The 14,030-nt window shown below is 35.0% G+C and carries 15 protein-coding genes and 1 riboswitch; all 15 genes read right to left on the bottom strand.

Annotated features, from left to right (window positions below):
• A partial coding sequence (locus tag Q0Y70_RS04675) for a tetratricopeptide repeat protein (RefSeq protein ID WP_297817408.1) occupies nucleotides 1-1,199 on the bottom strand: 1,199 nt, incomplete at its 3' end.
• A 97-nt stretch (nucleotides 1,200-1,296) separates the two neighbouring features.
• Nucleotides 1,297-1,572: an HU family DNA-binding protein gene (locus Q0Y70_RS04670; protein ID WP_008470354.1), complete on the bottom strand. Its 276-nt coding sequence runs from the start codon at nucleotides 1,570-1,572 to the stop codon at nucleotides 1,297-1,299.
• A gap of 177 nt (nucleotides 1,573-1,749) precedes the next feature.
• Nucleotides 1,750-3,057, bottom strand: a complete 1,308-nt coding sequence (gene der, locus Q0Y70_RS04665) for a ribosome biogenesis GTPase Der (protein WP_297817404.1) — start codon at nucleotides 3,055-3,057, stop codon at nucleotides 1,750-1,752.
• A gap of 73 nt (nucleotides 3,058-3,130) precedes the next feature.
• Nucleotides 3,131-4,336, bottom strand: coding sequence for a 30S ribosomal protein S1 (rpsA, locus tag Q0Y70_RS04660; protein WP_297817402.1), 1,206 nt, complete (start codon nucleotides 4,334-4,336; stop codon nucleotides 3,131-3,133).
• A 62-nt stretch (nucleotides 4,337-4,398) separates the two neighbouring features.
• Nucleotides 4,399-5,064 (bottom strand): (d)CMP kinase, encoded by a 666-nt coding sequence (gene cmk, locus Q0Y70_RS04655; protein ID WP_297817399.1) that lies wholly within the window; start codon nucleotides 5,062-5,064, stop codon nucleotides 4,399-4,401.
• A gap of 107 nt (nucleotides 5,065-5,171) precedes the next feature.
• The gene (locus Q0Y70_RS04650) at nucleotides 5,172-5,765 is read right to left on the bottom strand and encodes an ECF transporter S component (protein ID WP_297817395.1); all 594 of its coding nucleotides are present in this window, start codon (nucleotides 5,763-5,765) and stop codon (nucleotides 5,172-5,174) included.
• A 73-nt stretch (nucleotides 5,766-5,838) separates the two neighbouring features.
• Nucleotides 5,839-5,953, bottom strand: a riboswitch (FMN riboswitch).
• Between the two features lie 84 nt (nucleotides 5,954-6,037).
• Complete coding sequence (locus tag Q0Y70_RS04645; RefSeq protein ID WP_297817391.1) at nucleotides 6,038-6,718, bottom strand: LysM peptidoglycan-binding domain-containing protein; 681 nt, start codon at nucleotides 6,716-6,718, stop codon at nucleotides 6,038-6,040.
• A gap of 85 nt (nucleotides 6,719-6,803) precedes the next feature.
• Nucleotides 6,804-7,520: a pseudouridine synthase gene (locus Q0Y70_RS04640; RefSeq protein WP_297817388.1), complete on the bottom strand. Its 717-nt coding sequence runs from the start codon at nucleotides 7,518-7,520 to the stop codon at nucleotides 6,804-6,806.
• Complete coding sequence (gene scpB, locus Q0Y70_RS04635) at nucleotides 7,521-8,126, bottom strand: SMC-Scp complex subunit ScpB (RefSeq protein WP_297817410.1); 606 nt, start codon at nucleotides 8,124-8,126, stop codon at nucleotides 7,521-7,523.
• Nucleotides 8,116-8,862 (bottom strand): ScpA family protein, encoded by a 747-nt coding sequence (locus tag Q0Y70_RS04630; protein ID WP_297817385.1) that lies wholly within the window; start codon nucleotides 8,860-8,862, stop codon nucleotides 8,116-8,118. Before Q0Y70_RS04630 ends, scpB begins: the two co-directional genes overlap by 11 nt.
• The gene (locus Q0Y70_RS04625) at nucleotides 8,846-9,217 is read right to left on the bottom strand and encodes a reductase (protein ID WP_297817382.1); all 372 of its coding nucleotides are present in this window, start codon (nucleotides 9,215-9,217) and stop codon (nucleotides 8,846-8,848) included. Before Q0Y70_RS04625 ends, Q0Y70_RS04630 begins: the two co-directional genes overlap by 17 nt.
• Nucleotides 9,218-9,227: 10 nt before the next feature.
• Nucleotides 9,228-10,127: a site-specific tyrosine recombinase XerD gene (xerD, locus tag Q0Y70_RS04620; protein ID WP_297817379.1), complete on the bottom strand. Its 900-nt coding sequence runs from the start codon at nucleotides 10,125-10,127 to the stop codon at nucleotides 9,228-9,230.
• The gene (locus tag Q0Y70_RS04615) at nucleotides 10,108-11,004 is read right to left on the bottom strand and encodes a S1 RNA-binding domain-containing protein (RefSeq protein ID WP_297817376.1); all 897 of its coding nucleotides are present in this window, start codon (nucleotides 11,002-11,004) and stop codon (nucleotides 10,108-10,110) included. The genes xerD and Q0Y70_RS04615 overlap by 20 nt, the downstream gene beginning before the upstream one ends.
• 111 nt (nucleotides 11,005-11,115) lie before the next feature.
• On the bottom strand, nucleotides 11,116-12,885 hold the full coding sequence (pyk, locus tag Q0Y70_RS04610; protein WP_297817372.1) for a pyruvate kinase: 1,770 nt from the start codon (nucleotides 12,883-12,885) through the stop codon (nucleotides 11,116-11,118).
• Between the two features lie 35 nt (nucleotides 12,886-12,920).
• The gene (gene pfkA / locus Q0Y70_RS04605; protein ID WP_008470338.1) at nucleotides 12,921-13,880 is read right to left on the bottom strand and encodes a 6-phosphofructokinase; all 960 of its coding nucleotides are present in this window, start codon (nucleotides 13,878-13,880) and stop codon (nucleotides 12,921-12,923) included.
• Nucleotides 13,881-14,030: the final 150 nt, after the last annotated feature.

The following is a 14,030-nucleotide window of genomic DNA, read 5'->3' as shown; positions in this document are numbered from 1 at the left end:
TGAAGGTATTTTTCAAGTAATGCTTTAGTAGTTGCCTTATCCGCAATTTCTCTAAAGAATGTTAACATTTGCTTCAAGAAATCTGGATTATTTTGAAAACTAGGATAAGCAAGCAAAAATTCACTTTTGGCTTTGTCATAGTCTTCTAAACGCTGATAAGAAAGAGCCATATTCCAATGTGCTTGAGGTTCAATTTGATCGTCATTTAGGCTTTGGAATAAATCTAGATTTTCTCTATCTTTATTTTCATGAAGATACAAATTAGATAGTTGTAGCCGCAGATCACTATTGTCGGGTGCTATTTTTAACCCCTTTTTTAATAAGTTTTCTGCTTCATCATTTTTGTTGAGATTTGCTGCAGCACGTGCTCCTAAACTATATAAAGTTTCATCGAATTCATTATAAGAAAGACCAGTTTGAGCAGCTCGAAGAACTTCATCGTTGTTATTTTCTTTAGCATATGCTTGAGCAAGTAAGGGATATGCATTAACGTAATCAGGTTGAGTTTCAATCACTTGGTCTAAAAATTTGATAGCTTCTTTATAGTCTCCGGCTGAAAGCAAAATTAAGCCTGCTTCATATTGAGCATCAATTGTTAATAAGTCACTGGCATTGTTTTTAATTAATTCAGCCGCTTGTTCATATTCGCCTAATTGTGCTAAACAGGCAGCGACTCTTTGAGAAATTACAACTTCACCAAAAGTCTTATTATTTTTGAATAACTGACGATAATATTTTAATGCTTCTTCAAAATTACCTGACATATAATCAAGTTCTGCTAAACCAAACAAAATTGCATCTTCGTTTGGAGCTATATTTTGAGCTTCTAAGAGCTTTTGCTTGGCAGTCTCTATAAGACCATTACTTTGATAATAATCAGCCTGAGCGAGCAAGCTTTCAACGTATGCATCGCTTTCTTTATCAATTGCGTATAGTAAAGTTAAGCCATCATCTTCTTGACCATCATTTAATAAAATTTCTGCCAAATATACTTTAAAAAGATCTTCTTTTGGAAATCTTGCGATGAGAGCCTGATAAATTTCCTTAGATAAATCAGTAAAACCGAGATCAGTTAAATTTTCAGCTAAAGATGCCAAAATCTCTGGTTCATCATTGTCTAAAGCTTTCTTTAATAAAATGTTTGTTTTTGAAAAGTCATGGTTTTGAATAGCATCTAATAGTTCCTGGGAATAATTCATCATGTCACCTTATCTCTTTTAACTAATCTTATTTTACACAAAAAAGACATTAAGCCAAAAACTTAATGTCTTTATGTGAAATAATAAATCTCTTTAATTACTTAACTGCGTCCTTAAGAGCCTTACCTGGCTTAAATGCAGGAACCTTAGAAGCTGGAATTTGAATTTCAACACCAGTTTGTGGGTTACGACCCTTACGAGCTGCACGGTTACGAACTTCAAAAGTACCAAAACCGATCAATTGAACTTTTTCGCCTTTAGCAAGATCTTCTTGGATTGAGCTAAAAATTGCGTCAACTGCAGCAGCTACATCTTTTTTAGTTAAGTTAGTCTTTGAAGCAACTTCAGAAACTAATTCAGCCTTATTTGCCATTCTTTTCACCTCCTGAAATTTGAACCTTAAGGGTTCAAAACTTACCTCTTAAATTTGAGATAAGGAAGAATGATGACTACCAATCATTGTCCTCTGCAATTAAAGTTAGCACACCAACGGCGTCACTACAAGCTTTTTCTTAAATTTTTTGTTTAATTTAACCATTGTATGTAGCAATTATTTTCTTTTACGTGCCAAAATTTTAATTGGCGTTCCTGTGAAGTCAAAATTTTGTCTTAATTGATTGATTAAGAATCGCTTATAAGAAAAATGGAGTAATTCAGGATCGTTCACAAATACTACGAATGTTGGTGGATTAGTAGAAACCTGAGTCATATAGTAAATTCTTAATCTCTTACCATTAACTAATGGCGTAGGTGTAATTCTAGTCGCTTCTAAGAGTAAATCGTTCAAGACACTAGATTGAATACGGCGATTTTGATTCTCGTAAACACGGTCGACTAAGTTTAAAATGTCAGGCACTCTTTTACCTGTTTTAGCAGATACAAAAATTATCGGTGCATAGTCCAAATATTGGAACTCACGCCTGATTGTATCTTCAAAATCTTTCATACTGCCTGAATCTTTTTCAGGTAAATCCCACTTATTGACAACGATAATTACACCACGTCCAGCGTCATGAGCATAACCTGCTACGTGTTTATCTTGTTCACGAATACCGGTACTTGCGTCTAAAACAAGTAAGGTAATATTACTATTTTCAATAGCTGAAACTGCACGCATGACTGAATATTTTTCAGTTTTTTCATAAACTTTACCACGTCTACGAATACCAGCTGTATCGACAATTGTATATTTTTGTCCGTCATGGGTAAAAGAAGTATCAATAGCATCGCGGGTAGTGCCTTCCATATCAGCTACGATTACTCTTTGCTCACCTAATATTGCATTAACCAAAGATGATTTGCCGACATTAGGACGACCAATTACACTGAATCTGATGGCATCATCTTCATGTTGGTTAGATTTATCGCCAAACTGAGCAACAATTGCGTCAAGCAAATCACCCACTCCAGTGCCGTGGCTCCCTGAAACTGGAATTGGATCACCAAAACCTAGACTGTAAAAGTCATAAACGTCATTTCGCTGCTCTGGATTATCAGCTTTGTTTACGGCCAAAATAACAGGTTTTTTAGTCCTGTAAAGCATCTTCGCGATAGTTTCATCCATATTAGTCAAATGATTGGTTACATCGCCCAACATGACAATTACGTCAGCTTCGTCAATAGCAATTTCCGCCTGGGCTTTTATTTGTTCATCAATTTCTCCGTTATCTAAGGTGATACCACCGGTATCAATTAAAATGAATTCATGTCCCATCCATTCAGCTTTTGAATAAATTCTGTCACGAGTCACACCAGGTTCATCTTCAACAATAGCCACCCTGGATTTAATAATTCTATTAAAAATTGTCGATTTTCCAACATTAGGACGGCCCACAAGAGCCACAATTGGTAAAGCCATTTTTAAGCTCCTTTCTAAATTTTATGAGTAACAAAAAAGCTGGCCGGAGCCAGCTTTTTTAGATTAATGATAATTAATCTTTGTCCTTAAGTTGATCACCGATGATGTCACCTAAAGCAAATCCATTATCGTTATCGTTCATATACTTCTTAACACTTGAGTCTTCATGACGACGACGTGGACGTGCATTTGATTCTTCATTGTTTGAATTTGGATCAGCTTGTTTAATTGACAATGAGATTCTTCTATCATTTGGATCGATATTTAGAACCTTAACCTTAACAGTTTGACCAACCTTTAAGACATCACTAGGCTTTTCAACATGTTTGTTTGAGATTTCTGAAACATGTACTAAACCTTGAATTCCATCAGCAACTTCTACAAAAGCGCCAAATGCAGTTAAAGTTTTAACTTCGCCTTCGATAACTTCACCTTCGCTTAAACCTGAAGTAGCTTCTTCAAATGGTGATGGTAAAGTTTGCTTAATTGAAAGGGAGATGCGGTGTCTATCGTTATCAATTCCAATAACTTTAACCTTAACATCTTGACCAACCTTTAAGACATCACTAGGCTTATCAATATGCTTGTAAGAAATTTCTGAGATGTGAACTAAACCGTCTACACCACCAACATCAATAAATGCACCAAAACCAGTTAAACGAGATACTTTACCTTCAACTGTGTCGCCAACAACAAGTTGGTTAGCAACATTTTCGAAAGCTTCTTCACGTTCTTTTTCAATTAAGTCTTTTCTAGAAAGAATTAAACGATTCTTGTTAGGATCAATTTCTGTGATCTTCAAGTTCATCTTCTTACCAATGTATGGCTTAAGATCTGAAACGTAACGGTTAGAAATAAGTGAAGCTGGTAAGAAACCTCTAGTACCAACATCAACTAATAAACCTCCACGAACAGCACCAGTTACAGTACCTTCAACAGTCTTACCTTCTTCAAAGACTTTTTCTAATTCAGTGTATGCTTCTCTTTCCTTCAAACGAGTAACTGAGAAGAAGAATTCACCATTTTCTTTATCGCCGCCAGCTCTTCTAAGAACTAAAGCCTTGAATTTGTCACCTGGTTTTACTAATTCACGTAAATCTGCGTTACGATCTGCAGTAAATTCACGTTTAGTGATGACACCTTCAACACCTGCGTTTTCTACACCAACAGCAATTTGACCGTCTTCAACATCTAAAACTTCAACATCTACAATGTTTCCGACTTCAACTCCTTGCATTTGCTTTAAAGCATCTAAAAATTGATTACTATTATCTGACATAAGTACCTCCCAATATCAAACTCCATTTTAAAGTAAATGGAATCTTTTTTCTACTCTTTTGATTAATTTTTTTTATTTTTTTCTATTAATGCGGTAATTTTTTCAACAACTTGTTCAATATTCAAGTTTGTAGTATCTAACTCAATTGCATCGTCAGCCTTTTTCAAAGGTGAAATTGCTCTATGTGAGTCTTTGTAATCCCTTACTTCAATATCATGTTCAATATCAGCTAAATCTTGATGAATTCCTTTTTCTTGGAAATCTAAGAACCTACGTTTAGCCCTGGATTCAACACTAGCAATCAAGAAGATTTTTACTTGAGCATTTGGTAAGACGGTTGTTCCAATATCTCTACCATCCATAATCACATTGTTTTTACCTGCCATCTCCCTTTGCAGTTCAACCATCTTTTCACGCACTCCTTGAAGCGCAGAAACTTGAGAAACATTTTCAGTGATTTCTGGAGTTCTAATTGCTAAACTGGCATCTTGACCGTTTACATAAACTTTTTGCTCGTCACCTTCATTTTTGAATTCAATTGTGCTTTGATCAATTAAATCAAGAATTTTCTTTTCATCCGAATAATCGGCCTTACCATCTCGAGCAATTAGTGTACAAGCACGATACATTGCTCCAGTATCGATATAAATATAATTTAGATTTTTTGCTACAATCTTCGCAACTGTACTTTTACCAGCAGAAGCTGGTCCATCAATAGCAACCTGCATTAAATAATAAAGATCCTTTCATTTTTCGTTCTTTAAAATTTTAACATAAATTACAACAAAAAAGCAGACGTTTAATATTGATACGTCTGCTTCAGTAATTATTATTTTTAAAAATGTCTTCTTACAAAGCTCTTAAATGGTGGCAATACTGTTTTTGCTAACAAAACTACTATTACGCCATTGATACATCCCTTAACTATATTAAAAGGGACAATAGCTGACACGATATAAGCTAACATATTTGCTCCCAATTTAAAGCCAGCAAATTTTATGTATAAAGGAGTTAAAACAAAGTAATTAGCTAATGACATAACAATTGTTAAACAAATTGTACCGACCACCAATCCTAAGATTTGGTAGCCTACTTTTTCATTATGATTTTTACTGATGTAATAAAATGGCAAGATATAAGCTAAACAAGCTAGAAAAGCAGCAACTTGCCCAACTAAAGAAAGTAAGTTAAATCCAGAAATTGCTAAACTCAAGACGCCCTTGAAAAGAGCAATCATAATACCACCAACTGGACCAAACACTAAAGTGCTTAAAGCAACTAGTGCATCTGAGAAGTCCATTTTCAGGTAATCAAATCCTGGAATAATTGGTACTTCAAGTTTCATAATCAAGAAGGCTAAAGCCCCGATCATTGCCCATGAAATCCAGTAAGACAAACTATAAGAACTAACATTTTCTTTTCTCTGCATTTTTCTTCTCCTTACAAAGAAACAAGGTCTGCCGCTTCAGCAACAGACCTCTAAATAAAATTAGCTATTTATTGTCTGTCTTCTTTCATCTAGACTTTACTATCGGTACCAGAATATCCTGGTTCGGCCAAAAAGGCTCGCGGACTTTTACCGCCGGTCGGGAATTTCACCCTGCCCTGAAGACAACATCCTCATATTTTCTATTTACATTTTTATAATAAAACTATACTAACAATTTGTAAATAAAAAAGATGTACTTTTTTAGTACATCTTTACTTAAGTTTCAATACTTGTCCAGAACTTAAATTATCTCCGCTAATACCATTAATTTGACGTAATTGATCAACGGTCAAATTATTAGCTTGCGCAATCGCTGATAAAGTGTCACCACTTTTTACAGTATATGAACCGCCTGAAGTATGGTGACTTGATGTTGTTTGTTGCGATTGATCAGATTGTGAATTATAGCTGTTTTGATAATTGTTTTGGGAGTAATAACTATTTTGATTTGTATTACTCTGGCTAGTAGATTGTTGGGTATTTTGTTGAGTGGTTACCCGACTTTGTTGCCTTCTTTGCTGAGGTGCTGACTTAACAGCTGGCTTAGATTTTGTCTGAGTAGATTTACTTGAACTCTTTTTCTCTACTTTTTTGGAAACCTTCGCTTTTTTCTTAGTCGAGCTAATTTTAGAAGAACGTGGTTCTTGTTTCTCAGCAAGATTCTTACTTTGATTTCCGAACTGTGAAATAATCAACGGAAAGGCAGCAATTAAGATAATTGCCACAATTATCAATCCACTCCAAAGAGAAGTTAGATTTTTCTTTTTACCTTCTCTAATATCTTTAGATGAACTTTCATCATCAAAATGATGTGTAGAACGTCTTTGACTCCTAGATGTACTTGGTCTTTCAAAATGTTTATAAGGACCCTTCTCCGGTGCTTGATTACTCATTACGATCCTCCAATGTTGTGTATTCAAGTATAAATTTTAGCATAGCTTGCTAGCAGTTGCATCCTCTTTTTAAGAATAAATTAATTTACTTTAGTTTTTTTAGTTGTTTTATCTCTGAATGAGATAGTTCTCGATATTGTCCCGAAGTAAGAGATTGAAGGGTTAAAAAGGCATACTTTTCACGCGACAGTTTATCAACTAAGTGGTTAACAGCCTGAAACATCTTTTTAACTTGGTGATAATGTCCTTCATGAATTGTCAATTGTACAATCTGACTTTGCTTTTTATAATCAGTTTTTCGTACTTTTACTTTCGCTGGAGCTGATTTTTTACCATCGATCTTAACTCCATGCTTTAATTGATAAATTTCTTCTGGTTTCAATATTCCTTTAATTTTAGCAACATAGACCTTGGGAACCTCATTTCGTGGATGCATTAAGTCATTAGCTAAATCTCCATCATTGGTCATTAATAATAATCCAGAAGTATCGTAATCTAATCTTCCAATCGGATATAAACGATATGGCAGATCTTCAAAAAAATCTGTTACAGTTTTTCTACCCTTGTTATCGGTTACTGAGGAAATTACACCACGAGGTTTATAAAAAAGATAAGTATGCAAGCTTTCTTTTTCAATTGGTACCCCACTTACTTCAACTTGGTCAGTCGGATTAACTTTAGTACCTAATTCGGTAATTAACTGACCATTAACCTTTACTTTACCTTCAGTGATTAACTTTTCAGCTTTGCGCCTGGAAGCTACTCCAGCTTGAGCAATAACTTTTTGTAATCTTTCTGCCATTTATTTTTCTCCACCTTTATTGCTTTCCAAATTTGCGTCTGCCTGTCCTTTACTTTCAAAGAGGTCAACTTGCCCGTTTTCATCAATATCATTAGAAAAGCTCTCAATCAATGGTAAATCAGCCAAACTATTATAGCCAAAATATTGTAAGAAATAATCAGTCGTGACATACAAATTTGGATGACCAGGTACCTCTTTTTTACCATTTACTTTAACTAAACCTCTCCAAATCAATGTTTGAATTGCACCTGATGAATTTACTCCTCTAATTTCGTCAATTTCAATTCTAGTAATTGGTTGTCGATAAGCGATAATAGACAAAATCTCCAAAGCTGATTGACTTAAAGTCTTATTAACATCTTTTTGAAAAAATTTTGAAATCACATTTGCACACTTAGGACTAGTAGTTAATTTTAAATTATTATTTATTGAAATTAATTGTAATCCTGAACTTGGCCTTTGCTCTAAGTCATTTTTCAGATGCTGTGAAAGCTCACGTAAAGCTGGTTGAGAAATTTCTAACAGTTGACATAGAATATCTTGTTCAACACCATTATCTCCTGCTGCATATAAAATTGCTTCTAATTCTGCCTGTTTATTTACCATCATCTTGCTCGTTTTCTAATGTTAAATCTCCAAAATCATGACTTTGTTTAACTGATAGTTTATGATGTCTACACAGCTCTAAAACAGCTAAGAATAAAGAGATCACTTGATCCAAAGTCTTGAAACTTTCTAAGCATGCAAAAAAACTTACTTTTTTGACTTTTTTTATTTTTTCACTTAAATAGTTCGTCATATCTTCAATAGAAGTTTCTTTCACCTCAATACTACCAGTATTAGGTTGACGCATTTTAAAACGATGAATAATCAAAGAAAAGGTATTAGCTAATTGATCACTCGTAATCTCACCTAATGGAAGTGGCTCTATTGATTTCTGTTTAGCTATAGAAGGTTCTTTAGCAACTGTAATTGGCACCTGCATATTTCTTTGTTTAAAATATTCTGATACCTTTTGAAAAACTGAATATTGGACCAATTGTTCAACTAATTCAGAACGTGGATCTTCTATTTGTTCTTCAGGTTCTACAAAATCATTTTTAGGAAGCAAATACTGTGATTTGATTCTTAACAACGTTGAAGCCATTACAAAATATTCGCCAGCTATTTGTAAATCAAGCTCTTGCCATTTAGCCAAATGAGATAAGTATTGTCCAGTTATTTTTGCAATTGGAATATCATAAATATCTATTTTTTGTGATCTAATCAGATGTAGTAATAGATCCAACGGACCAGTAAAATTAGGAAGATCTAAGGTTAAATCATTATCTTTCGTCGTCATTATTATTGCCTTGCTTAGTATATTTTAATAAATAAGTACAATCGGGCATCGCCGAAATCATCTTGTCTGGATAAGTGTTCTGCAATTGTTTAATTACTTCTTTTTCAACGGCACTATTTCTGAAGCTAGGATCCAAAGATAAATAGCGAATCACAATAAAATCATCACTTTCTTGGATTCCAATTATTCCTCGACAATCGCCATCTTCTCCTTTAAAAATTAAGACCTGATATTGATCCTCATCTTTGTAAAGTTGCATTTCTTCGCGAAGATTTTCAAGATTTTTGAATTCAGGTAAATAGGACAAAAAGCCCATAACTTGTTTTTCATAATTCTTTTTATATTTGCTAAGCATAAAAATCCTTCTAAGTTCGTGGATGCGATTTATTATACACTTCCATGATGTGTTTTTGTGTCAAATTAGTATATATCTGAGTAGTAGTTATATCACTATGTCCTAAAATTTCCTGGACAACTCTTAAATCAGCCCCATTTTCTAGCAAATGAGTTGCAAAAGTATGTCTCAAAGTATGAGGAGTACCATTTTTAGTAATACCAGCCTGAGCACAATATTTTTTTATAATCTGCCAAATAGCTTGGCGAGTCATTTGCTTGGCATGACTGTTCAAAAAAATAAAATCAGTATCTTTACCTGATTTTAAAATTTGCTTTTGTCTAACTTCTCGATTATATCGGCTAATCCATGAGATAGCGACGCTACTAATAGGAATCAATCTTTCTTTTGATCCTTTTCCAAGTACTTTAACCAATTTTAAATCTGGATGCAAATTTCCGATCTCTAAATTGATTAATTCGCTAACTCTTATACCAGTGGCATAAAGAGTCTCTAGAATCGCTCTGTCTCTAAGACCTAAAGGTTTACTTATTTGCGGCGAAGAAAGAAGATTTTGAGTTTCATTAGTAGACAAGGCTACTGGCAATCTTTTTTCTTTTTTAGGTGCATCAATCATAATCAATGGATCTTTTTCTATAATATGTTGTCTCAAAAGCCACTGATAAAATTTTCTTAAACTTGAAAGCATTCTACTTAAAGTAGATGTTGCTTTATTTTTATCTCGTTGTTCTGCAAAAAAAGAGTTTACTAAGACAGGATCTACTTCCCAACTTTGCTCATTATTTTTAGTTAAAAAATTGCAATATTCTACTAGATCTTGATGATACGAAGAAATTGTATTGATACTTAAGCCGCGTTCTACTTGAGCATATCTGAGATAATCTTCAATATTATCCTTCATCTGAGTCATTATCTTGATCCTCGTTTTCAAGCAAGGTAATCGTACCAGCATCTTTATCTTCACTAATTAAGTTAGCTTTCAAAAGATGACCTAAAGCACGCTTAAAAGCCGATTTGGATATCCCAAAGTAGTTTTTGATTTCTTGAGCATCACTTTTATCATAAAAAGGCAAAGTCTTAGTCTCTTGACGACGTAAACTGACCAAAATCATTTGGGCATCATCATCAATCTCTTCATATGCTCTCGGCATCACACTCATATTTAAGCGGCCATATTGACTTATTCCAATTACACGCGCTTTGACTTTTTCTCCCAAACGTAAAGGACGATATGTTTCTGAATTATGGATAAAAGCTAAATAATATTGATCGGTGATTAAAAAAGCACCAATTTCATAAGTTTTATAGGCTCGGCCTACGAGATTCTTGTTTTCTAAATTATGTGGGAAGTTAGCTGCTAACTGTTCAAAAACATTTTCATCAGCCATCTTTCCCCATATTCTTTCTTTCTCATCAGTTTCAAGTCTAATTAAAAGGCGGTCATCTTTTTTAGGCCACAGATTTTTATCTTCGGGCAGATCATCTAAAGACACAACAACATCTTTATCATTTAATCCAATATCTACAAATACGCCAAGATCTCTCCGAACTTCAGTGACAGTTCCCCATCCATACTGATCTTTTTGACAAAACGGATAAAACTGTGTCATTTCTTTCTTACGATCTTTGTTTTCATAGATAAATCCTTGAACGATATCGCCTTTTTTTATAGGTTCATCTTGAGTAATTTCGATTTTTTTCAGTTCGAATGTAATGCCACTTACTTGAACATAAAAAGCTTCTTGATTCTCATCAATTACTTTACCTTGTTGAATTTCACCTAGCATCTAAATTCCTCTATTTCTAACAATTCTATTCATTAGTTAGTATAAAGTAAAAAAGACAAAAATAAAATAGCCAGCACTTGCTGACTATTTTAATAATATTGTTTTTTAACATTAAAGGTTAGTTGCTTCACCTTGGTAAACAGCACCACGACGAGCATCAACAGTAATCTTAGAACCAGATTGAATCTTTGAAGTTGCGTCAGTAGCACCAACGATAACTGGGATACCAAGTGAAAGACCAACAACAGCTGCGTGGCTAGTTAAACCAGAAGCTTCAACTACCATACCTGAAGCTTTCTTAATAGCTGGCATGTAGTCTTTATCAGTAGTCTTAGCAACTAAGATATCACCATCTTGCATCTTAGCATTTGCTTCTTCTGCAGAAGTTGCAACTACAGCGTTACCGATAACTGATTGATCACCAACACCTAAACCTTTAACAAGTTGAGTACCGATCAATTGTAACTTCATTAAGTTAGTAGTACCAGTTTCACCCAATGGAACACCAGCAACGATAATTACTAAATCGCCATCTTTTGCAAGACCAGTTTCCTTAGCAAGTTCTGCTGCCTTGTCAAACATTTCTTCAGTAGTCTTTGGCTTTTCAACAAGCATTGGTTTAACACCCCAAACAATACCTAATGAGTGTTGTACCTTTTCGTCAAAAGTCATAGCAATGATATCAGCATTTGGACGGTATTTAGAAATCATACGTGCAGTGTAACCTGATTCAGTTGCAGTAATGATAGTCTTAACACCTAATTCTTCAGCAGTTCTAACAACTGATTCACCAATAGCTTCAGTTACGTTTGAACCTTGGTATTCTTCAAATCTTTGAAGAGCTAAAGTGTTACGTTGTGCAAGTTGCTTTTCAGTACGCATGTCAATATCAGCCATAGCCTTAACAGCTTGAACTGGGTAAAGACCGTTTGCTGATTCACCAGAAAGCATAGTTGCATCAGTACCATCCAAAACAGCGTTAGCAACGTCAGTAACTTCGGCACGAGTTGGACGTGGGTTTTCTTGCATTGAGTCAAGCATTTGAGTAGCAGTAATAACTGGCTTACCTAATGCGTTACATTTTCTGATTAAATCTTTTTGTACAAATGGTACGTTGATGAATGGAATTTCAACACCCATGTCACCACGAGCAACCATTAAACCATCAGAAACCTTTAAGATTTCATCGATGTTGTCAATACCTTCTTGTGATTCAATCTTAGGGAAGATCTTTACGTATTCGCAGCCACCTTCTTCAAGCAATTGACGAATATCTAAAACATCTTGTGCCTTACGTACGAATGAAGCTGAAATAAAGTTAATACCTTGCTTCATACCAAACTTAATGTCATCAGTATCCTTTTCAGTGATACCTGGAAGGCGAATTTCAACACCTGGTGCGTTAACACCCTTCTTAGAACCAATAACACCAGTGTTTTGAGCTTGACATACAAGTTCACGGTTAGCGTCATCTTTATCTAAAATAAGTAAATCAACTAAACCATCATCGATTAATACGTGACCACCCTTTTTGGTATCATCGTATAAACCATCGTAGGTAACATAAATCTTGTCCTTGTTACCCTTCTTAGTTGAGTCCATAGAAATTCTGATCTTGTCACCAGTGTTAATAGTGAACTTGCCGTCTTCTTGTTCGGTAGTTCTGATTTCAGCACCTTTAGTATCAAGGTCGATACCAAGCAACAAACCAGTCTTCTTTTCAACTTCACGAACCATCTTCATACGAGCAGCATGTTCTGGGTGGTCACCGTGTGAAAAGTTAAAACGGAAAACATTGGCACCTGCTTCTGCCAATTTAGTAATAGTCTCAACGTCATTTGAGGCTGGCCCTAAAGTACTAACAATTTTAGTTTTCTTCATCTGAAAAAATCTCCTATAAATTTAAAAATCAAAAACTACTTGGCTAAGTCTTTGTTTAATGAGTATAACGAATAATCACCGTGGTGCTTTGCATCAAACAAATCAAGCATGTTATGTGAGGACAATTTATTATTTTCGATCCCGACAGCTAAACCGCCTTTACCATCTAATAACAATTGCACTGCATATGCACCCATTTTGCTTGCCAAAACGCGATCACGAGTTGTTGGACTTCCGCCACGTTGCATGTGTCCTAAGACATTAGCTCTCGCATCAAAATCGCCATATTTAAGAAGTTCGTCCTTAAATTTATCAGCGTCCATAACACCTTCAGCTAAAACAACAAGTCCGTGCTTCTTACCATTAGCAAAACCTTGCTTCAAGTTTTCAGCGATTTCTTTAATGTCATATGGTTCTTCTGGAACAACGATAGCATCCGCACCAGTTGCGACACCAACGTGAAGGGCAATATCACCACATTCACGTCCCATAACGTTTACAACAAATACACGTTGGTGACTTGTTGCAGTATCACGAATCTTATCAATTGCATCCATCGCTGTGTTGCATGCAGTATCAAATCCGATAGTGTAGTCAGTATATGGGATATCGTTATCAATTGAACCAGGAAGACCAATGGCATTGTAACCATGTTCCGTTAATCTTAACGCACCATGGTAAGAGCCGTCTCCACCAATAACAACTAAGGCATCGATACCGTGTTTCTTTAATTGCTCAATTCCCTTTAACTGAGTTGCTTCTTCAGCAAACTCTGGGAAACGAGCAGAATAAAGGAAAGTACCACCACGGTTAATCTTATCGGCAACAGTTTCAGAAGTCATTTGGAAAATATCACCGGCTACTAAACCAGCAAAACCATAATGAATTCCGAATACTTCAATGTCGTTTGCCAAAGCTGTACGAGTGACAGCTCTGATAGCAGCGTTCATGCCAGGAGCATCTCCACCACTAGTTAAAATACCAATCCGTTTCATGAATTCACCTCTACGATAATTCTGTTTTACTCACATCGGTTCAATAGTAACATTTTTTACATGTATTGTCTGCAATAAAAGTACTAAAATTTTACTAACAAAGAAGCCATTTAACAAATGTTTTCGCTTACAATCCTTTTAGCTTGTGAT

The organism is uncultured Lactobacillus sp., assembly GCF_947367085.1.
Classification (GTDB): Bacteria; Bacillota; Bacilli; order Lactobacillales; family Lactobacillaceae; genus Lactobacillus.
The sequence above is the reverse complement of the archived record's forward strand: the minus strand, read 5'-3'. Positions and strand labels throughout refer to the sequence as shown.

Excerpts from the sequence above, each read along its gene's own strand:
- pyk (WP_297817372.1), bottom strand. The coding sequence starts at position 12,885 with ATGAAGAAAACTAAAATTGTTAGTACTTTAGGGCCAGCCTCAAATGAC.
- der (WP_297817404.1), bottom strand. The coding sequence starts at position 3,057 with ATGGCTTTACCAATTGTGGCTCTTGTGGGCCGTCCTAATGTTGGAAAA.
- xerD (WP_297817379.1), bottom strand. The coding sequence starts at position 10,127 with ATGACTCAGATGAAGGATAATATTGAAGATTATCTCAGATATGCTCAA.
- Q0Y70_RS04625 (WP_297817382.1), bottom strand. The coding sequence starts at position 9,217 with ATGCTTAGCAAATATAAAAAGAATTATGAAAAACAAGTTATGGGCTTT.
- scpB (WP_297817410.1), bottom strand. The coding sequence starts at position 8,126 with ATGGTAAATAAACAGGCAGAATTAGAAGCAATTTTATATGCAGCAGGA.
- Q0Y70_RS04615 (WP_297817376.1), bottom strand. The coding sequence starts at position 11,004 with ATGCTAGGTGAAATTCAACAAGGTAAAGTAATTGATGAGAATCAAGAA.
- rpsA (WP_297817402.1), bottom strand. The coding sequence starts at position 4,336 with ATGTCAGATAATAGTAATCAATTTTTAGATGCTTTAAAGCAAATGCAA.
- cmk (WP_297817399.1), bottom strand. The coding sequence starts at position 5,064 with ATGCAGGTTGCTATTGATGGACCAGCTTCTGCTGGTAAAAGTACAGTT.
- Q0Y70_RS04650 (WP_297817395.1), bottom strand. The coding sequence starts at position 5,765 with ATGCAGAGAAAAGAAAATGTTAGTTCTTATAGTTTGTCTTACTGGATT.
- Q0Y70_RS04640 (WP_297817388.1), bottom strand. The coding sequence starts at position 7,520 with ATGGCAGAAAGATTACAAAAAGTTATTGCTCAAGCTGGAGTAGCTTCC.
- Q0Y70_RS04670 (WP_008470354.1), bottom strand. The coding sequence starts at position 1,572 with ATGGCAAATAAGGCTGAATTAGTTTCTGAAGTTGCTTCAAAGACTAAC.
- Q0Y70_RS04645 (WP_297817391.1), bottom strand. The coding sequence starts at position 6,718 with ATGAGTAATCAAGCACCGGAGAAGGGTCCTTATAAACATTTTGAAAGA.
- Q0Y70_RS04630 (WP_297817385.1), bottom strand. The coding sequence starts at position 8,862 with ATGACGACGAAAGATAATGATTTAACCTTAGATCTTCCTAATTTTACT.
- pfkA (WP_008470338.1), bottom strand. The coding sequence starts at position 13,880 with ATGAAACGGATTGGTATTTTAACTAGTGGTGGAGATGCTCCTGGCATG.